Below are 20,714 nucleotides of genomic sequence, written 5' to 3' on the forward strand. Positions count from 1 at the left end.
ATAAACCCTAGTTGTGCTAAAGATACATCTATTCTACCCAAATCGCCCAAAATGCCCCAAAGCGCAATACTATAATACCCATGTTTATCCTTTGCTCATTAGGCCAGATGCTCCATGACCCGATTATCACCAGATGAACGTAACGCCCTGTACACCGTGGAGTCGGAACGGGTGGGCATTCATAAATCGATTTTGGCAGGATTATATGAGGTGCAGCAAAAACCCCAACTTCAGGATGGAGAAACGGGGCTGGGAATTTCCCCGGCTAACCGTATTGCTCTAGAATCCGTTGATGAGTTTGAAGGTCAGGTCATCTATGCCGCCAATACAATAAGGGTAATTACGGATACACTAATTAGTCAAGGATGGCAAGGGGACGACCTTTGGGATACGACTCTGGGTTACTACAGCAAGAAATTTATTGAGCGGGTGGCCGAGGGCTATTCGCCGCCACCCCAGGAAGTCAAAGCAGCCCGTTTAGAGCCTTGTGATGGTAAAAAGCTGTATGAAATTTATGTCGAAGACTTGCAAACGGACTATAGCCTCGAAAACCTGCCCTCGAATCTCTCCTATTTGGATATTGCCCTGTTATCTCTGGTCGAGCGCATCCCCCAATATTATCAAGGCTTACCTCATCAACGGGATGGTCTGCTAGAGGTGTTTCGGATCTGGCGTAACTTTGATACCCGTGAAGAGGCGATCGCCGCTCTCACCGAAGTTCCCCCCTCCACAGCCCCCAACTGGGAAGAAACCCATGTTGATCCGCCCCTGCTGCAATTTCTCTCCCGTCTCTCTCGCAATTATCTCGGCTATCCCCATCAACGGGAAGCCCTGATCCGTCTCACCCAACTCTGGCGCAACCTGGACTCTAGGGAAGAAGCCATATCCTCCTTGGAACGGGACACCTCCCCCGAACCCGCCCTCTTTTATCTCGACCCCGCTCTGATTGCCTTTGCCCAACGGGTTCCCCAATACTACACCGGTCGCGGATACCAGCGCCAAGCCCTCACCGAAGCCTTCCGCATCTGGCGCAAACTCTCCTCCCGCACGGCAGCCTTAGCCGATTTAGGCTTAGAGGTCAAGATGCTCAGAACCAGCAGCACCGACCCCAATGTACTCGCCAATACCGCCGCCCAACTGGATCGGGAACTGCTCGGTTTTATCAAGCGTGTCCCTTTTGCCTACACCGAAGAAGAGCATCAGCGCAATGCCCTGATTCGTATGGTACAACTGTGGCGAGGACTGGACTCGCGGGAAATTGCTATCTATACCCTGTTTGAAGACCTGAAGCGGATGAATAACACTCACCGCAATAGCCCGGATGCTCCTCGCCAACCGGGGCCCGTGGTTTTACCACCCCGTCCCAGCCGTTGGACACCCGACAATATTCAACTCCATGCTTCTATTATTCCCGGAGGCTATTTTACTTGGGCTGAAGCTACCCATGGCGGGACGCGAGTGCCTCCCAATCAATCCACGGTTAATGCTATTGTCAGAATAGCAGTTTTAGCACAACAGGCCCGCGATCGCATCGGTCGCCCCTTCTTTATCACCAGTTGGTATCGTCCCCCCGATATTAATCACCGAGTTGGCGGAGTGTCTAATAGTCGGCATATCGTCGGAGATGCCATAGACTTTTACTGTGACGGACTCACCGGAAATCAAATTTATTGGTTCCTCGATCCCTGGTGGCCTGGGGGTTTAGGTCGATATCAGAGATACCCCTATATCGCCCATATTGACGCTCGTAGCTATCGAGCGCGATGGATTCGCTAAGAGGGTCGATTAGATTTTAGAGATTCTTCAGGATCGATCCTCTCAGAAAACACGCTGAAAAAGAACGAACGCCTACAATAGAACAAAGCTCCTAGTCGGTATCCATATGCAGCATCGTATCCTTGTTGTTCCGCCTACTCTAGCCCAAGCGTCTCCCGACGCTCAACCAGAGTCCCCCTCTCTGGGCCTGTTACCGATGATCTTTATGGGTCTGTCGGCCGTTCTACTGCTTGCCCTAGTCGGAGGAGGGATTTATGCCAAACTTGAGTTGGATAAAGCTAATAAAAAAGTCAAGTTTGAGGATTTTAAGAATAAGGAACTCCAGAAAAAACTCAAACTAGCCCTGAGTACCATTACCAAAATGGAGGCCAACCCGGACTTGGTTCACTCACGGGAATTTAACCTGGACTATCTGCGAATGCGGATGGATGAGGAAGTGTTCCATTTTGCGATTGTCAATCAAATTAAAGTTAAAGTTAAAGAGCAAATTACTGTTGCTTTACGTCCCACCCAAGCTAAGGAAGGTAAAATTGGCGAGACCTCCGCATCCGCTCGTAAGATCAGTGAAGTTTTTGATGTCACCTATGAAACGGGAGAAGGGTCAGTCATTCAAAAGCGGGTGTTATTCCGAATTCAAATTAATATGACTCGTCTACCCACTCAAGCGACCTCAAAAACGATTCAGGATATTATCGATTGTATTGAAACCTATCTGAGTCCCCATCCTGACCCCAATTGGCAACCGGCCATTCAGGGCAGATTAGTTAATTTACATTGGGATCAAAAAGCGAAACCGACACCTTTACTGGTCTTAGAGCAACTGAATGAAGGAAGCAATGTGACCTTCAAGACGAAAACCCATGCCCCTTCCCCAACTCCCCCTGCGACAAAAACTTCTCGTTCGAGTAGTAGTCGCACCAAGGGTCGATCTTCGGGAAGTCGTAGTAGTGGCAAAAGTAGCAGTAGTCGAACGTCAGGAAGTCGCTCTCGCTCTCAAGCTCGGCGCTCTAAGTAAGGATGCGATCCCATGTCCGGTTCCATCGTTGTCATGGCGATCGCTACAACCCATAAACCTGTGCGTCCTCAGAGGGCGCATTTGCAGTTTATGGGGTTGCAATTGAGATTGAACGGGCCCTGAGGGACTCGAACCCCCGACTTACTGATTAGAAATCAGTTGTTCTATCCGACTGAACTAAGAGCCCAGAGCTTGAGTAAGCACTTCTCCCATTATAAGTCAAACACCCCCAAAAGGGTACTGTCTCATAAAATGAGTTGCTGGATATATGAAAATTACGTTAAATTTAGTTAAGATTCATGGAGAATGAAGATTTTATTATGAAATTATCTTGGAAAGTCATACTTCTGTGGACATTACCCGCCCTAGTCATTGGCTTCTTTGTGTGGCAAGGAGCCTTTGCCCCCAATGTGGTCGATGGAGGTCGCAATGCTGCAACCACGCGCATGACCTATGGCCGCTTCATTGAGTACCTGGAAGCGGGTCGAGTCAATAAAGTGGATCTCTACGAAGGCGGCAGAACGGCCATTGTGGAAGCCGTCGATCCTGAACTCGATAACATCATGCAGCGCTTGCGGGTAGACCTTCCGGGCAACTCCCCAGAAGTGATTTCCCAACTGCGCCAAGCGGATGTGAACTTGGATATCCATCCCCCCCGCAGTGATGGAGCCGTTTGGGGCTTACTGGGTAATTTAGTCTTCCCTTTACTGTTGATTGCTGGATTATTTTTCCTCTTCCGCCGTTCGGGTAATGTACCGGGGGGGCCGGGGCAGGCGATGAATTTTGCTAAATCGAAAGCTAAATTTCAAATGGAAGCCAAAACCGGTGTCATGTTTGATGATGTGGCCGGTATTGAAGAAGCTAAAGAAGAATTACAAGAAGTCGTTACATTCCTGAAGAAACCCGAACGGTTTACGGCCGTTGGCGCACGCATTCCTAAAGGGGTGCTGTTGGTGGGCCCTCCGGGAACGGGTAAAACTTTGCTGGCTAAGGCGATCGCCGGAGAAGCAGGCGTTCCCTTCTTCAGTATCTCTGGTTCCGAGTTCGTGGAAATGTTTGTTGGGGTCGGCGCTTCGCGGGTGCGCGACCTGTTTAAGAAAGCCAAAGATAACGCCCCTTGCATTATCTTCATCGATGAAATTGATGCCGTGGGTCGGCAACGGGGAGCCGGTATTGGCGGCGGAAATGATGAGCGCGAACAAACCCTAAACCAGTTATTGACGGAAATGGATGGGTTTGAAGGTAACACAGGCATTATTATTATCGCGGCGACCAACCGCCCGGATGTGCTGGATCAGGCCCTGTTACGTCCCGGTCGCTTTGACCGTCAGGTAACGGTGGATGCTCCTGATGTGAAGGGACGGTTGGAAATTCTCGATGTTCATGCTCGCAATAAGAAATTAGCGCCGGAAGTTTCCTTAAAGGCGATCGCCCGTCGCACCCCTGGCTTTACCGGTGCAGACTTAGCTAACTTGCTCAATGAAGCTGCTATTCTCACGGCTAGACGGCGCAAAGACGCGATCACGATGCAAGAAATTGATGATGCGGTAGACCGGGTAGTAGCGGGAATGGAAGGGACTCCCCTCACGGATGGTAAGAGCAAGCGCTTAATTGCCTATCATGAAGTCGGCCATGCGATCGTCGGAACCTTGCTCAAAGACCACGACCCCGTACAGAAAGTCACCCTCATTCCCAGGGGACAAGCCCAAGGGTTAACCTGGTTTACCCCTAGCGAAGAACAAAGCCTGATTTCTCGCGCCCAACTCACCGCTCGCATTTGTGGGGCCCTTGGGGGTCGCGCTGCCGAAGCCATCATTTTTGGCGACGCAGAAGTGACCACCGGTGCAGGGGGAGATTTGCAGCAAGTCACCGGAATGGCTCGGCAAATGGTCACCCGGTTTGGCATGTCCGATCTGGGCCCCTTATCCCTAGAAGGTCAAACCAGTGAAGTGTTCTTAGGTCGGGATCTGATGTCCCGTTCTGAATACTCAGAAGAAATTGCCTCCCGCATTGATGCCCAAGTTCGGGTCATTGTAGAACATTGCTACGATCAAGCTCTGCAAATTATGCGCGATCATCGCAATGTCATCGATCGCCTGGTCGATCTGCTGATTGAAAAAGAAACCATTGATGGGGAAGAGTTCCGGCAGATTGTGGCGGAATATACCACGGTTCCAGAAAAGGAAAGTTACATTCCTCAAATCTAATCCCCTCTCTGTGTGAAAACAACCCGATGTAGGGGCGAACGGCTGTTCGCCCTTTTTTTATCAGAAAAATGCCGACAACTCCGTGAATTCCCTCCGGGAATGATGTCCATTACTGTACTGGATGTTGGCCATAAAAGGGAAGTGCATCGATCCAACTGGGTCGTTCTCCCTGTTTCCAACCTAATGCTGCTAACTCTAAAACACTGGAAACGGTTTCGCCTAAATGGGGTGGGGTTTGAATTAAGGGATAGGAATGCTGTTCTAAGGTCTTTTGCCATCCTTCAGGAGTAAAGACTTGATCCGGAATGAGGGGGATCGGGGGATAGGTGTTCACCGGATAGATGGCTCCAAAGCGCTGCCCCCGTTGAGCAGGCATTTCTACCGCTATCACGGGATGTTCCTCTCGACGCGACCAGGCTACAGCAGCGAGGGTAGAAATAGTAAAGAGGGGTAGATTGAGCTGTTGGGCCAGGGTGCGAGCAGTGACTAGACCCAGACGAGTCCCGGTAAAGCCTCCAGGGCCTTTGGCAACGGCTAACCAGCTTAAGTCTTGCCAACTGAGGGGTTGAATGAAGGTTCCTAGTAAATGGTGCAGTTGACTTGAGGTTTCATGTCCGAGGTTCCAGGTTTGCGATCGCCGATTTCCGGTTAGGTCTTGGAGAGCTAAACCGAGTTGGGGGCTGGTGGTATGGAGGGCTAAACCGGACATAGACAAAATGTTCTGCTCTTAATAATTGCTTGATTAACTTTACTATTATCTATTATCCCCAACCCAGCCAATGCAGCCAACGACCGACCTCTACCCGCTCCCATAGGCTTCCTGGAAGGGACTGATTTAAGCGCAGGGGAATTTTAGGAGTGGAAAAGGATTGGGTATAAGCTGGACTGAGAAAAACTTGATAGCGTTCTTTCTCTGGGGTTAATTGTTTAATAAAGGCTAGTGAAACTCCATTTAGCAATTGATGTAGAGGTTGAAAGGGGGAGGTGACTGGATTGGAATATCTGAGATTGCCAATACTTAAATGGGGGGTTCCGATAGCGGTGAGCAGATATTTGGGCCCGGTTAAGTGGTTAAAGGGGCGGATTTGATGTTCGAGAGCAGGGGTAACAGCATCATTGGTATTGGTTAAGATCAGGGTGGGGATTTTTACGGCGCTGATTCCAGTTTCGCCAAATAAACGCCCGATCACGGGGCTAATGGCAATCACTTGTACAATGCGGTCGTCCTTGAGAGAGTGGGGTACAGTGGTGAGATCGGCGGCTGCACATTGTAACCAGTCAGCCGGAGAACGACCCAAGGGTAGGCGATCGCGGCAAAATCGGCGTAAACTGGTTAAATCTAGCTCTGCACCGGCTAAAACGAAGGCAGTATATCCCCCCAAGGAATGACCGACCATTGTTACCCGCTCGGTGTTCAGTTTGCCGTAAAAAGGGCCGGGTTGATGATTGAGGTTTTGTAGATAATCGAGCAAAAAGCGGATATCTTGGGGGCGATCGATAAATTCTTCTGGAGGAACTAAGGTCGCCAAGTGGCTAAATTTTGACCCATTTATTAACCATTTTAGGCTACTTCCGGGATGCTCGATCGCCGCTACGGTTAATCCATTGGATGCTAAATGGTAGGCTAAACCGGATAAGTAATTGCGATCGGAGCCATATCCGTGGGAAATGACCACTAGGGGGCCAGAGGCTGGCGATTCAGGAATAGTATAGAGATCTACGGGGATCACCCGCTTTCTATCCCAATCTCGAAGGATTAATGATGTTTTTTCTACCAGGTCATCCGCCGGTTGGGTGGGATCGATGTCCCAGGTTAAAGCGTCTGAGGGTTCATTGACTAACAGTTCCCGACTCAGTAAGGGTTCTAGAAGACGACTTTGCCAATAATCATGGTTAAACTGGAGGGCAAAGGATAGGGCGGCGGATAGATTTACGGTGATTTCTTTACCGGGATAAGCTTTGAGAATCGAGAGAACACTGAAATGGTTGTTTTTCAGGGTGGTGGTTACAGCTTGCTCTAGATAGTCGAGACGACTATCGGGCAAAATGGGAACGACACTTTGGTAAATTTCTAGACTGAGGGGAGAGTGAAAAATGTTTCTGAGGATGCGATCGCCCAGTCGGGTATCGATGGGAAACCGATAATCTATGAGCTGCTGTACCCTAGGGGTGAGGACAGAGCGATAGGGGTGCAAGGCTGGGGAGAGGGTTCCGGTTTCGCTAAAGTGTTCTAAATCGGCGATCGCGATTTGAGTCTGCCATAATCCTAAACGGAGATTGATGCGATCGGCTCCATAGGCAGCTTGTGCGAAGGCACACCAGCTTGTCAACAAAGTTAAGATCAATCTTAAACCCCATTGCCTGGGCGATCGCTTCATCATCCTCATGCTTGACTCAAACTCAACAGTTCTGGGCACACCCGTTAACGGGTTTCTTCCTGTGCTTCTCTCAGTAATAACACAAACTGATAGGTTCCCACCGGCATATCCCTCTCAGGACTCCAATTCCCATTCACCCAATCCCAAATATAAAGCTGTTTATTCAGAATTGTCACATAAGATATCTCTCCTAAATTTCCCGTCACCAAATACATCGGCACACCCAACCGATAAGTATTATTACAATTTTCAGCACCCGATTGAATTTGGTTACAAATCTGACGGTATAACGTAGGATTTAAATCGATTAGTTCATGAAAATTGCGGCGGTGTTCTGCCCAAGCTGCATCCGAAATTACCATACATCCTAAAAACGCTGTTAAACTCGTTAACAGGCTGGCAACTATACGAGTTTTCATCATCTAGACTCCATTTGAGAATTTGGCTTTGATTATATAGCGCTACAGGCTGGTAATGGGTAACAAAGATACTCCCAACCTCTGATTGATTGAGAGCATCCTGACCTAGAGTTAAGTTTGGAGTTCACCCACTTCTATGGTTATTCGTTTTCTGTCGTAAATTGTCTGAGTAGCTCTTCACGAGACAATTGTAGAAGCAGAGGGGTAAATTCGTCTGAAGGCAGGGCGGCTATTCGCCCTACAATAGCAGCGAGTTCTTCATCCACTTCTCCAAACCGAACCTGCAAGAGATTAGTTATGAAGCGCACAGTAGCTTGCTCTTCCCCCTCTTGCCGTCCTTCTTGCCGTCCTTCTTGTCGTCCTTCTTGTCGTCCTTCTTGCCGTCCCTCTTGCCGTCCTTCTTGTCGTCCTTCTTGCCGTCCTTCTTGCCGTCCTTCTTCGCGCAGTTGGGCGATCGCTTCTTCATAAAGTTGAGTTAAAGTCACGATTAGCTACTCCTCTGACACTTAATCCTGTTCTACCCTAAATCGCAGGAGTAACTCTTCACGAGACAATTGTAGAAGCAGAGGGGTAAATTCGTCTGAAGGCAGGGCGGCTATTCGCCCTACAATAGCAGCGAGTTCTTCATCCACTTCTCCAAACCGAACCTGCAAGAGATTAGTTATGAAGCGCACAGTAGCTTGCTCTTCCCCCTCTTGCCGTCCTTCTTGTCGTCCTTCTTGTCGTCCTTCTTGTCGTCCTTCTTGCCGTCCTTCTTCGCGCAGTTGGGCGATCGCTTCTTCATAAAGTTGAGTTAAAGTCACGATTAGCTCCTCATCATCTCGATCTGCTTCTTGGGTTTGCCGCGTGGCTAGAATCGTTAAAAGTTCGTAGACCAATTTTATCACATTCGCTCGCCAGCGATTCCCTTTGGGCAAAGCTTCGAGTTCTCTGATAGCTTGTTGTTGGACTCTTCCCCGTCCTAGGAGTCTCAACCATAGAGTGTCGGGAGTACGGGGGAGTTGATGAATAACGATAATGGCGCTTTTGTAGAGTGCTGGACAATAATAGACTCCTGTCGGTTCATTGGCTAACTCCTTTGCACCAGCGCTCTCTAGTAAGTTTTCTGATGCTGTGGGAGTTAATATCCATAGTTTTGGTGGCTCAGTATCAGTCTGTTGTGTATTTTCTCTATCCCGTTCCTCTTTGGCTTGCAGTACCAATAGTTTCAACAGACAGGCGCGAATGTCCTTAGCTGTGATGGGGTTGCGAAAGGGTTCAAAGATTGCCGGAGTTTCCGTAAGTTTCCCTAACAACCCAAGTTCGCTGGCATCAAGTTCGGAAGAAGATGGGGTAAAGAACACATCAACTTGGCGGACTTCTGAGGCAACATCTTTGCTGGTTTCTACTGTGCCAAAAGAGGAGAGGAGTTCGCTGAGGTATTGTTTAGCGAATTGGTCATGGATAAATCGGGTCACGGTGAGGCATTGAGCAACTGCAATAATTTTACCAGAAGGGAGCCAGCCATCCCATAGCCAGGGTTGACGGGCGATCGTAGACTGATTAAGGTTTAACATTCAACCCCCTCAACTCATATGACCTTACCCGCAGATTTAATCGGGCAACTCAAACAGAACCAAAGCCGTTTATACGAACTGATCGATCGCTTCAGTCAAGCGAAAGTATTAGTTGTTGGCGATCTAACCCTCGATGAATTCCTCACCGGTCAAGTAGAACGACTCTCCAGAGAAGCCCCTGTTCTGATTTTACGCCATGAGGAAACCCGCCAAATTCCTGGAGGGGGAGCCAACGCGGTTTACAATTTGGCGAAATTGGGGGGACAAATTAAAGCGGTGGGTATTGTGGGAAAAGATGACCAAGGGCAAGCCCTGCGGCGGATTTTTGAGGAAGCGGGGATTAATACCCAAGGCATTCTGATCGATGAAACCCGGCCCACAGTCACCAAAAGTCGCATTTCTGGCCATGCTCGTCAGTCGGTCACTCAGCAAATTGTGCGGGTCGATCGCAAGTCGGATCGGTTGCCAGAGTTATCTTTACAACAGGCGTTAGCGGATTATGTTCAATCCCAATTAGATCGGGTAGACGGTGTGATTTGTTCGGACTATGGGGATGGAGTCTTTTGCACTCGACCAGATGGGCAAGTCTCTCCCGTGATTCCCGCCAGCTTAAGCCATAATCGAGTAATGGTAGATACGCAAAAAGATTTGCAACGCTATCGGGGAGCAACCTTGTTTACTCCCAATTTACCGGAGGCAGAACAGGCGGTGGGTTATGCCATTGATTCGGATGAGCGGTTAATGCAAGCGGGGGAAGAGTTGTTAAAGATGACTGAAGCCAGTCATCTTTTAATGACTCGTGGAGATGAGGGGATGAGCTTGTTTACACCGGAAAAGCCCATGGTTCATATTCCCGCCTTTAACCGTCGCCAGGTGTTTGATGTTACGGGAGCTGGGGATACGGTGATTGCGGCTGTGTCTTTGGCGTTGTGTGTGGGGGCTTCGTTTTGGGAGGCGACGGTGTTGGGCAATTTGGCGGCTTCTCTGGTGGTGCGCCAGTTCGGAACGGCGACAACCCAGGGTGAAGAGATGAAACAGGCTTTGGCGGAGATGCTGGAGAATAGGGAATAGGGAATGGGGAATAGGGAATAGGGAATAGGGAATGGGGAATGGGGAATGGGTTCGTGTGATTGCTATAGTGGTCAGGGGTGTAGGGGCGGGTTCTCCCAAATCTCGACGACTGATAAATTTATGAGCTAAACCCGCCCTAATAGGTCTGAATATCAACGGTAATTTTAAGGATATTTAAGGATATGGAAAATCGTAATTCTCGTCGTGTTTTGGTTACCGGTGGTGCGGGGTTTATTGGCTCGAATTTTGTCCAGTATTGGTGCGATCGCTACCCGGAAGATCGGATGGTGGTCTTGGATGCGCTCACCTATGCGGGGAATTTGGCTAATTTACAGCCGGTGAAGGATCGTCCTCAATTTCGCTTTGTACAGGGGGATATCGGCGATCGCTCCCTCATTGACCAACTTTTAGCCGAAGAACAAATTGACACCCTGGCTCACTTCGCTGCCGAATCCCATGTAGACCGCTCTATCCTTGGGCCAGGGGCATTTGTGCAAACCAATGTGGTCGGTACATTTACCCTCTTAGAAGCTTTCCGCCAACATTATCCTACTCTATCCGATAAGGGCTTATTTTTGCATGTCTCTACCGATGAAGTGTATGGTTCTTTAGGGCCGAGCGATCGCGCCTTTCAAGAAACCACCCCCTACGCCCCCAACAGCCCCTATTCTGCCTCGAAAGCGGGGAGCGATCACCTAGTTCGCGCCTATTATCATACCTATAATTTACCCACGATTATTACCAATTGCTCCAATAATTATGGCCCCTATCAGTTTCCTGAAAAGCTGATTCCCTTGATGACCCTTAACACCTTAATCGGCAAAAACTTACCCGTTTACGGCGATGGTCAAAACATCCGAGATTGGCTTTATGTAATTGACCATTGCAGCGCTCTAGATGTGGTTATTCATAAAGGAAAACCAGGGGAAACCTACAATGTAGGGGGAAATAATGAAGTTAAAAATATTGACTTAGTGACCATTTTATGCGATCTGATGGATGAACTCGCGCCCCAGCTCCCTGTACGTCCCTGTCGGAATCTGATTACGTTTGTGAAGGATAGACTGGGACACGATCGCCGCTACGCGATCGATTCGACTAAAATTCAAACGGAACTCGGTTGGCAACCTTCAGTTACCGTGGAAGAAGGACTACGGCAAACCCTGAAATGGTATTTAGATCATCAAGATTGGTGGCAACCTCTACTGTCCCAAGACTATCAGGATTATTACCGCCAAGTTTATGAAGGGTGTTAGGGGTCGAGAGAGATGTCACCATAATTGGAAGTGGAGTCCAGACGCTCTCACCGATTGAGAACCATCTCTGAGTTATGGGACTATTAGTCCCACTGGATGTACGTTTTGGGTTTTACCCAAGACTTTCCATCCAAACAAATCGCACAACCGAATCAACTATATAGCAAACTTAAATGAGTTATGTAATGGCTGCCCCTCATCCCCTGTATATGAGTGTGGGTTCAGGATATTGATGGGTTGGTATTTACCTAAGCTAATGTTGGTATAACCCGTCCCTACGAATCCTGTATTAGACAAAATTAGACCATGATATGGTAAACTAAAATACTCGTAGGTAAAATCTGTAGAGCAATTTTCAGAGCGATCGCCCCTAACCCCCCAATCAACCCCCATTCTCTGAGCTTATTCCCTATTCCCTAGCGCGAAGCGCTATAGATCCCCTTCAATCACAACCAACGCCTCCTAATTTGCCGATATTTTGGGCGCACCTACCGCTTGTTGAAGTCCCAAAAGCCTTTTGACCTCAATGACCCGATCGCCTCTCCTTGACATCCAAACCAGGGTCTACAATCATGAGGGAACATTCCGATAGCAATATTTCTTTAACAAATGTGTCACAGGGGACACAAACCTGATAAATTGACCGAGTATCGGTAAATGATTTTGAATCGAGTTACGTTATGAAAGTCCTAGTTATTGGTGGCGACGGCTATTGTGGGTGGGCTACCGCACTCTATCTGTCTGACCATGGTTATGAAGTAGGGATTCTGGATAATCTCGTGCGTCGTCATTGGGATCAACAACTTTGTGTTGAGACCCTGACACCGATCGCACCTATTCAGCAACGGTTACGCAAATGGCATGAATTGACCGGCAAAAAGATCGATCTCTTTATTGGCGATATCAATGATTATGATTTCTTGATTCGCTCTTTGCGTCAATTTGAACCGGAAGCGATCGTCCATTTTGGCGAACAGCGCTCGGCTCCGTTTTCCATGATTGACCGCGAACATGCGGTGATGACACAAACCAATAATGTGGTTGGCAACTTAAATCTTTTGTTTGCCATGAAAGAGGAGTTTCCAGACACCCACTTAGTAAAATTGGGAACTATGGGTGAATATGGAACGCCCAATATCGATATTGAAGAAGGATATATCGAAATTAACCATAATGGACGGACAGATACCCTTCCTTATCCGAAACAACCGGGAAGTTTCTATCATTTGTCTAAGGTTCATGATAGCCACAATATCCATTTTGCCTGCAAGATTTGGGGTCTGCGAGCCACGGATCTAAACCAAGGGGTGGTTTATGGGGTGCATACGGATCAAACCAGACGAGATGAAATGCTCATCAACCGTCTGGATTATGATGGAGTCTTTGGGACAGCGCTGAACCGGTTCTGTATTCAAGCGGCGATCGGTCATCCCCTCACGGTTTATGGTAAAGGGGGACAAACCAGAGGCTTTTTAGATATCCGCGATACGGTGCGCTGTATTGAAATTGCGGTGAATAATCCTGCCAATTCCGGTGAGTTCAGAGTCTTTAACCAGTTTACCGAAATGTTTAGCGTCGGCGATCTGGCTCTCATGGTTGAAAAAGCCGGTAAGCATGTGGGATTAAATGTGGAAATTAACCATCTGGATAATCCCCGTGTGGAATTGGAAGAGCATTATTTCAATGCCAAAAATACCAAACTCAAAGACTTGGGATTAGAACCGCATAACCTAGAAGAGTCGCTGCTCGATTCTTTGATTAATGTGGCCCAACACTACAAAGATCGGGTCGATGAAACTCAAATTCTTCCCAAAGTTTCTTGGCGACGGAATTAGTTAGCTCAGTCACCAGTTACCAGATGGATGGTTTTTCGATGTCCAGGTGGGACATTGCTGGTGACTGTTCCCTATTTATTACTTTCAGGATGGCGCTTTTTTTATGAGAATTGCTCTATTTACAGAAACTTTTCTACCGAAGATCGACGGAATTGTAACTCGTCTGACGCAAACGGTCGATCATCTACAACGGTTGGGCGATCGCGTGTTGATTGTTTGTCCAGAGGGGGGACTGACGGAATATAAGGGGGCGAAAATCTATGGGGTATCGGGAATGCCCCTGCCTTGGTATCCTGAGCTGAAAATGGCGTTTCCGCGACCAGCCATTGGGGAGGCGATCGCCGATTTTAATCCCGATCTCATTCATGTGGCAAACCCGGCGATCCTGGGTTTAGCTGGACTCTATTATGGCAAGAAGTTGGAGATTCCCCTTGTTGCTTCTTACCATACCCATCTGCCCCAATACCTACAACATTACGGGTTAGGCATGTTAGAACCGGTGTTATGGGAGTTGCTTAAAGGGGCCCATAATCAAGCGGATCTCAACCTCTGTACCTCCAGTGTGATGGTACAAGAACTCATCAACCATGAGATTGAACGGGTGGATTTATGGCAGCGCGGAGTCGATACGGAACTCTTCCATCCCAGTTTAGCTTCTAGAGAAATGCGCGATCGCCTCTCCCAAGGCCATCCCGACAGCCCCCTCCTCCTCTATGTCGGACGCTTAGGGGCAGAAAAAGAAATTGAGCGTATTAAACCCGTCCTGGAAAGTATCCCCGGTGCTAGATTGGCTCTTGTAGGGGATGGCCCCAACCGCGCCGTTTTAGAAGAACATTTTGCCGGAACTCCCACCCATTTCGTCGGCTATCTGCGCGGCCAAACCCTAGCCTCCGCCTTCGCTTCCGCCGATGCCTTTATCTTCCCCTCCAGCACCGAAACCCTCGGCTTAGTTCTCCTGGAAGCCATGGCTGCGGGTTGTCCCGTCGTCGCTGCGGGAACCGGCGGCATCACGGATATTGTCACTGATGGCGTAAACGGCTACCTGTTTGACCCCACGGATGATAAGGGAGCGATAACAGCCACTCAAGCTTTACTCGATAATCAAGCGGAGCGTGAAACCCTGCGCCAGAATGCCCGCCAAGAGGCGGAACGCTGGGGTTGGAGTGCGGCGACGCGGCAATTGCGCCGCTATTATCAGGGGGTGGTGAATACCCGGCAACCCCTAGCTGCTTAGTGATACCCAGTCCGCTAAATACCTTAATTAAACGTCATAACCGCTAAAACTGTTGTATCAGTAAGGTGGGCAGGTTTCGCTGGTAGATTTTGAATGATGTTGCCTTATTCATCTGCCCACCCTACGGTGATTGGCTGTGGTAGCTCGATAAAAAAAAGTAGGGGCGAAACATTTTTCTCCCCTACAAAATTAGGTTTTAACCGAACCTAAACTATCAGGATAGAGAACCTATACCAGAGCAAAGGACTGGCTAAAGTCAACACTGGCAAACGCTGTTGCACCTACGGCAAATTCTTGACCACCAAGAGTGCCACCGACAAAGACGCTGCTCATGACGGAGACATTACCGGTAAAGTTAACCTGAATATCGGCAGTGCTGAAGGTGAGTTGTTCAGGCGCTACACCGTTGACGATACCGAGAACGGAGGTTACGCCATTATTGTTGACTTCGATAATGGTATTGCCGTTTTCTACGGTGAAGGTGAGATTATCGGGAGTGATGCCACCGGTTAAGCCGATGGTGTCGCCTTCGCGGTAGTCTAAAATCAGGTCGGCTTCGGCTGCGGTTGCGGCTGCGGTTCCGGTGCGGAGAACGAAGACATCATTGCCTGCACCACCGATGAGGGTGTCTATACCGGCATCACCACTGATGACATCATCACCATCACCACCGTTGATGAGGTCATTGCCTTGACCGCCAAAGATGTTATCGTTGTCTGCGCCACCGTCGATGGAGTCGCTGTCTTGACCGCCGGTGAGTTGGTCTTCGCCAGCATCTCCGTTAACGATATCATTGCCGCGATCGCCGGAAGCCATATCATTACCATCGCCACCACTGACAGCATCATTCCCTTGGCCACCGTAACAGATATCATTCCCTTCGCCACCGTTAACCACGTCTTCACCTTGGTTACCATTGGCAGTGTCATCACCTGCGCCAGCGTCAATTTGATCGTTACCCGCCAAACCAAAGATGGTATTCGCTCCGGCTGTACCAATCACCACATCATTACCGATACTGACATTAAACTCAGTGGTGAAGTCAACAGAAACATTCGTTCCGGTTGTAGTTGTGGTTGAAGAAGAACTCGGAGGCGCAACCGGGTCAGTAAACGTACCCGAACCGGAACCAGAAGCTGGGGGTTCGGGGTTGGGGAAGGCGGCCAAAATTTCCGCACTGGTTAAATTAGCGACTTGTTCAACAACACCGGCTCCTCCAGAATTGCTTTCCAAGGAGAAGAAGTCTTCAACCACTAAGTCTTTGCTTGCATCAACCTGGCCATCATTATCGAGATCGACAACTAAATTAGTGCCATCGCGTAAGACCTTCGTTCCCGTGGCTGGCGCTGCATCTTCACCTTCCGGAGGTAGAGACAGGGTAACCCCTTCCACCTCAATCACATCATCAGTACCACCACCATCTTTAATCGTGGTTCCCACAGCATTGGCAGCCGTCAATTTATAGGTATCGCTACCGCCGCCTGCTTGCAGATTTAAGCCCGCAACTGCACCACCAGTAATCACATCATTGAAGTCAGAACCAATAGCCCCTTCAAATCCGCTAATCTGATTCTCAAATTGACCGACAATCGTGATACCCGTTTCCAGGTTAATTTCCACACCGACCGAGGCTTCTACATAGGAAACAATATCAATGCCATCGCCACCGGTTAAGGTGTCATTACCTTCTCCACAGGTGAGGGTATCATCCCCTTCTCCCCCATCAATGTTGTCATTACCTGCTCCACCATTGAGGGCATCACCATTTTCGCTACCGGTCATGGTGTCATCACCTGTGGAACCGGTGAATCCTTCCACCCCTTCCATTTGGTTGTTGAGTTGTCCCCCTCCAGCGAGAGTGCCGCTCACCGTGGTTGTGCCGGTGGCAGAAACATTAATTGTTAAGCCAATATTGATCGAGATGTCTAGCTCAATACTCAGGAAACTGACAATATCAAATCCAGCTCCCCCTTTAATTTCAGTGGTGGTTTCTCCACCAATGAGCAAGTCATCATCAGCACCACCATCTAGTACATCGCCACCGACAAGGGTATCTTTACCATTGCCACCGACGAGACTATCTGCTCCTTCGCCACCGACGAGGCTATCTTTGCCGTTACCGCCTACTAGGGTATCGCCGCCGTCTCCACCGACGAGGGTATCATTACCATTTTCGCCGACTAGGGAATCATCGCCTTCGCCACCAACACAGGAGTCATCGCCATTGCCACCGAGACAGGTGTCATTACCGGCATCGCCCACTAGGGTATCATCCTGATTTCCGCCGATGAGGGAGTCATCCCCTTCACCACCTTCGAGGGTATTTTTGCCGTTGCCACCGTCGAGGGTGTCGTTCCCTTCACCGCCTACACAGGAGTCATCCCCATCGCCACCAATTAAGGAATCATCTCCATTGCCACCGTCGAGGGTATCTTTATCTTTGCCACCGTCGAGGGTGTCGTTGCCTTCGTCGCCTACACAGGAGTCATCCCCATCGCCACCGATTAAGGAATCATCTCCATTACCGCCTTCAAGGGTATCTTTATCTTTGCCACCGTCGAGGGTGTCTTTGCCTTCGTCACCTACACAGGAGTCATCCCCGTCTCCACCGACTAGGGAATCATCCCCATTACCGCCGATGAGGGTATCCTTGTCATCTCCTCCATCTAGGGTGTCGTTATCATCGCCGCCGTCTAAGGTATCATCACCATCGCCACCTACACAGGAGTCTTCACCCGCACCGCCAGCGCAGGAGTCGTTCCCAGCTCCACCGAGGCAGGTATCATCACCTGCACCGCCGTCCATTTCGTCGTCACCGTCAGCGCCGGATAGGCCGGAAATTTTGGAGAGGTTACCGGAACCGCCACCGGAACCACCACCGGAACCGGAGCCACCGCCTGAACCGGAGCCACCGCCTGAACCGGAACCACCGCCTGAACCGGAGCCACCGCCTGAACCGGATTTTCTAGATTTTCCCGATCCACCAATGAGGACATCGTTGCCATTTCCCCCATTGATTTGATCGTTTCCTGCACCACCGATGAGGATTTGACCGTTGCTTAAATCGCCGGATACGCTGCCTTGTCCTTGACTGTCAACGGAAATAATGGCTTTACCAAGAACTTGAACGGAAATGTCGAGGGCAAATTCAGCGACTTGTGCATCGCTGAGTTCGCTGACGTTGACTCCAAAGTGAGCTTGCAGTTCGGCTTCGTAGTTGACTTTAACGAAGGTTAGAGCTTCAACGGATAGGGTGGATTCAGCAGTAATGAATGCCATGTTTTAATTCTCCTGATTCTCTTGAGATTGAGTAGGGCTGGGGATCTTAGAGTCCACAGCGTTTGAGTCGCGATCCTAAGTAGGGCCATAAGCGTCCCCGTCTTCCCCATGTGGGAAGATGGCCCTGGGGAGCGCCGAGATCGAAGGTGAGGTTAGCGTAGGCTAACCAGGACTGGCCTAGCGATCGCCAACCGACGCGATCGCCGAATTCTTGATAGTTTTTGTCGAGTGACCGCCAAATGCGGTTTTGCACGCTAAATCCAAAGTGACCGTTGCTGTATTGCACCCATAAGCGGTCAAGGGTTCGCAGGTCTCGACCGGGCAGGTATTTGACTTGCTCTTCGGTGAGACTACCTTCTGAGGTACGATCGCTAATTTCGAGCAAAATTTGGTCGGTTTGGCGATCGGCTTCTTGCCAATTTCCGGCGGCTAAGAGTTGCTCTAAGGTGCTGTAGTCCATGCCTACAGCCGAACTCCATTTACGCTCGGTGTCGTTGATGGCAGGGGGCGCTTGCCAAGGGGGGGAAATGAGGGCAATTCCCAAGAGATCGAACCAGTGCTGAACCGACTGGGGCCGGTCTTCGGGTTCGAGGGCCATGCCTGCTAGAATGGCGGCGTTGGTGCGATCGCTAATCACCGGATTCAGTTGGTTCGGTGGAATGAGCGGATCGGGTTGATTGCGAGCCACCCGGCGATCGCGGTTGGTTGCTGACTCTGGCACTTCTTCGGTTAACAATGCATACAGGGTAGCAGCTAACCCGTAGACATCGGTGTAAGCGCCCCGAAAGGATTGCCCATCATACTGTTCTATGGGGGCAAATCCTCGACTCACATAAGCGGTATGACCTTGGACGAGATTGGGCATAAATTTACGAGCCATGCCAAAGTCGATCAGTGTGGTTGAGGCTTCACCCTTGCGCCGCAGGATGTTGAGCGGTTTGATATCCCGATGCAAGAACCCTTGATGATGGACGGTATTGAGAGCGTCTCCAATTTGTTGAATATAGTGCAGGGCTTCGGCTTCGGGTAAGGCTCCTTCGGTATCGACTAGAGTCCCTAAATTTGTGCCGTCGATATACTCCAGAACAATGCACCACAGGTGGTCTTCTTGGATCAACTCTTCCACCCGCACAATGTGGGGATGGGAGCATTTAGCGATCCACAGGGCTTCATTGAGAAAGTCTTGTTGACATTTCTCGAAGTCCTTTTTATTGCGGATCTTCTCATTGAGCGTTTTGATCACCACCTTCTCGCCGGTTTCCGTGTGAGCCAGATAGGTAATGCCAAATCCGCCCTCACCGAGTTGCCCGGCGATCATATAGTGACCGTCTTGGAGTTGATGTCCCGGTTGCCACACCATAGGGTTTTGTTGTTCGAGATCAAAAGCGAGGTTTAATTTGGGCTTTATTTTAGTCGATTGACCCGTCCAATCTGGAGTAGGTAACAAGAGCATAAATCACACCGAATCCCAGGGTTCTTGATGGAGAACATTGTTGACAGGATAGGCCATTATCTCGCCTGTTTCGGCGATCGCCCCAATGGGTTGATGGAGCGATTTGGCTCCCTCCCCCTTCAAAGCTCTTAGACGAGGCTTCTTTTTTAGCACTTCTTATAACTTCCATAGAATTTGACCTAGCCGGTCATCTTCTACAGAACATCACGTTTGAAGTTCTGTTAGTCCTGTCCATCTAGTCCTACATCCTCAATTTTCTCCATTACGGATTTTTCACTTAATTTTTTTTTGGGTCTGAATCAATCCCAAAGTGCTGATGAACGCCCTGCGGATCGTCCGATTGTACCAATTTATTCCTGTGAATATTCTTTTGTTGAATAGATTTAGGAAAAATTTATTTTTTTGATCGCACTTAAGCCAATCCCACATCTACTTCTACAAATATCACTTGGTTATTTAATACCAAACTAAAGTTTATACCGTAGATCGACGCGATCGTTGCACCTGTACTAATTTGATCGATTCTGGCTTCAAAATGCCCCGTTCTCACCACGGTTACATCATTTACACTAATTCCTGCTAAACCAATGATTTCATTTTCGTGATAGCCAAAAATCAAAGGAATACTGGTAAAGTCACCTGCTAGAGAAGCCCGTAAAATATAAGTATCCAGACCTGCTCCTCCAGATAAAATACCGCCACCGCGATCGCCACTTAGGGTGTCATTTCCGTCACCCCCAGAAATCATATCGCGGCCTTGTCCACCCCAGATAAAATCATTGCCGGCTCCTCCGGTTAGGGAATCATTTTCTTGCCCACCTAAAATTAAATCATTCCCGATACTCCCCTCAATAGTATCGTTGCCTTGTCCACCAAAAAAGAAATCATTGCCACTATCCCCATTGAGGATATCATTCCCTAAATCTCCATAGAGGAAATCATCCCCATCACTGCCACTAATCGAATCATCATTTTGTCCCCCATAACAAAGATCGCTACCTTCCCCACCGACGATCCAATCGTTGCCTGTATTGCCACTAATAAAATCTCGTCCCCCTGCACCGCTTAAAGAATCATTTCCTTCTAAACCGAACAAGTAGTCATTGCCTTCTTTTCCTAAGATCTCGTCATTATCGATCGTTCCCATTAAGAGGGCATCTTGGTTATCGGGTGTCGTAATGGCTACCATGATTCTCTCGATTTAAGGTGGATATGAACAATTCTAGGGAAAGGAG

General features: G+C 49.1%; 16 protein-coding genes and 1 tRNA gene. 7 read left to right on the forward strand and 10 right to left on the reverse strand.

Annotated features, from left to right (window positions below):
* Nucleotides 1-114 precede the first annotated feature (114 nt).
* Together PMG25_RS12675 and PMG25_RS12680 are read left to right on the forward strand one after the other, a co-directional pair.
* Entirely contained in the window at nt 115-1,776 is a 1,662-nt protein-coding gene (locus PMG25_RS12675) for a D-Ala-D-Ala carboxypeptidase family metallohydrolase (RefSeq protein WP_283767271.1), read from the forward strand.
* 106 nt (nt 1,777-1,882) lie between these two features.
* Nucleotides 1,883-2,791, forward strand: a complete 909-nt coding sequence (locus tag PMG25_RS12680; protein WP_283767272.1) for a hypothetical protein — start codon at nt 1,883-1,885, stop codon at nt 2,789-2,791.
* 113 nt (nt 2,792-2,904) lie between these two features.
* On the opposite strand, the gene PMG25_RS12685 is transcribed toward PMG25_RS12680, so the two are convergent.
* Nucleotides 2,905-2,978: transfer RNA gene (locus PMG25_RS12685), tRNA-Arg, on the reverse strand.
* Nucleotides 2,979-3,111: 133 nt separating this feature from the next.
* Here PMG25_RS12685 and ftsH2 point away from each other — a divergent pair.
* Nucleotides 3,112-4,998 (forward strand): ATP-dependent zinc metalloprotease FtsH2, encoded by a 1,887-nt coding sequence (gene ftsH2 / locus PMG25_RS12690; protein WP_283767273.1) that lies wholly within the window; start codon nt 3,112-3,114, stop codon nt 4,996-4,998.
* Nucleotides 4,999-5,107: 109 nt separating this feature from the next.
* On the opposite strand, the gene tsaB is transcribed toward ftsH2, so the two are convergent.
* From tsaB to PMG25_RS12715, 5 genes are all read right to left on the reverse strand, one after another.
* On the reverse strand, nt 5,108-5,707 hold the full coding sequence (tsaB, locus tag PMG25_RS12695; RefSeq protein WP_283767359.1) for a tRNA (adenosine(37)-N6)-threonylcarbamoyltransferase complex dimerization subunit type 1 TsaB: 600 nt from the start codon (nt 5,705-5,707) through the stop codon (nt 5,108-5,110).
* A 52-nt stretch (nt 5,708-5,759) separates the two neighbouring features.
* On the reverse strand, nt 5,760-7,415 hold the full coding sequence (locus PMG25_RS12700) for an alpha/beta hydrolase (protein WP_283767274.1): 1,656 nt from the start codon (nt 7,413-7,415) through the stop codon (nt 5,760-5,762).
* Between the two features lie 5 nt (nt 7,416-7,420).
* A complete protein-coding gene (locus tag PMG25_RS12705) occupies nt 7,421-7,795 on the reverse strand; it encodes a hypothetical protein (protein WP_283767275.1) in 375 nt (124 codons plus the stop codon).
* Nucleotides 7,796-7,935: 140 nt separating this feature from the next.
* Nucleotides 7,936-8,280: a FliH/SctL family protein gene (locus tag PMG25_RS12710; RefSeq protein ID WP_283767276.1), complete on the reverse strand. Its 345-nt coding sequence runs from the start codon at nt 8,278-8,280 to the stop codon at nt 7,936-7,938.
* Between the two features lie 21 nt (nt 8,281-8,301).
* Entirely contained in the window at nt 8,302-9,351 is a 1,050-nt protein-coding gene (locus PMG25_RS12715; RefSeq protein WP_283767277.1) for an RpnC/YadD family protein, read from the reverse strand.
* An 18-nt stretch (nt 9,352-9,369) separates the two neighbouring features.
* Between PMG25_RS12715 and rfaE1 the strand changes: the two genes are divergently transcribed.
* The 4 genes from rfaE1 (at nt 9,370) to PMG25_RS12735 (ending at nt 14,747) form a co-directional block, all read left to right on the forward strand.
* Nucleotides 9,370-10,422, forward strand: a complete 1,053-nt coding sequence (gene rfaE1 / locus PMG25_RS12720; protein WP_283767278.1) for a D-glycero-beta-D-manno-heptose-7-phosphate kinase — start codon at nt 9,370-9,372, stop codon at nt 10,420-10,422.
* 182 nt (nt 10,423-10,604) lie between these two features.
* Nucleotides 10,605-11,678: a dTDP-glucose 4,6-dehydratase gene (rfbB, locus tag PMG25_RS12725; RefSeq protein ID WP_283767279.1), complete on the forward strand. Its 1,074-nt coding sequence runs from the start codon at nt 10,605-10,607 to the stop codon at nt 11,676-11,678.
* Nucleotides 11,679-12,358: 680 nt separating this feature from the next.
* Nucleotides 12,359-13,513 carry a UDP-sulfoquinovose synthase gene (locus PMG25_RS12730; RefSeq protein ID WP_283767280.1) on the forward strand — a complete coding sequence of 385 codons (1,155 nt, stop codon included), beginning with the start codon at nt 12,359-12,361 and terminating at the stop codon, nt 13,511-13,513.
* 103 nt (nt 13,514-13,616) lie between these two features.
* Nucleotides 13,617-14,747, forward strand: coding sequence for a glycosyltransferase (locus tag PMG25_RS12735; RefSeq protein WP_283767281.1), 1,131 nt, complete (start codon nt 13,617-13,619; stop codon nt 14,745-14,747).
* Between the two features lie 228 nt (nt 14,748-14,975).
* Here the strand turns inward: PMG25_RS12735 and PMG25_RS12740 are convergent, their stop codons facing one another.
* The 4 genes from PMG25_RS12740 to PMG25_RS12755 all read right to left on the reverse strand — a co-directional run bounded on the left by PMG25_RS12740 (nt 14,976) and on the right by PMG25_RS12755 (nt 20,668).
* Nucleotides 14,976-18,026: a calcium-binding protein gene (locus PMG25_RS12740; RefSeq protein ID WP_283767282.1), complete on the reverse strand. Its 3,051-nt coding sequence runs from the start codon at nt 18,024-18,026 to the stop codon at nt 14,976-14,978.
* A 46-nt stretch (nt 18,027-18,072) separates the two neighbouring features.
* On the reverse strand, nt 18,073-19,479 hold the full coding sequence (locus PMG25_RS12745; protein WP_283767283.1) for a serine/threonine-protein kinase: 1,407 nt from the start codon (nt 19,477-19,479) through the stop codon (nt 18,073-18,075).
* A gap of 3 nt (nt 19,480-19,482) precedes the next feature.
* Nucleotides 19,483-19,632 carry a hypothetical protein gene (locus PMG25_RS12750; protein ID WP_283767284.1) on the reverse strand — a complete coding sequence of 50 codons (150 nt, stop codon included), beginning with the start codon at nt 19,630-19,632 and terminating at the stop codon, nt 19,483-19,485.
* A gap of 259 nt (nt 19,633-19,891) precedes the next feature.
* The gene (locus PMG25_RS12755; protein WP_283767285.1) at nt 19,892-20,668 is read right to left on the reverse strand and encodes a calcium-binding protein; all 777 of its coding nucleotides are present in this window, start codon (nt 20,666-20,668) and stop codon (nt 19,892-19,894) included.
* Between the last annotated feature and the right edge of the window lie 46 nt (nt 20,669-20,714).

The organism is Roseofilum capinflatum BLCC-M114, from assembly GCF_030068505.1.
Lineage (GTDB): Bacteria > Cyanobacteriota > Cyanobacteriia > Cyanobacteriales > Desertifilaceae > Roseofilum > Roseofilum capinflatum.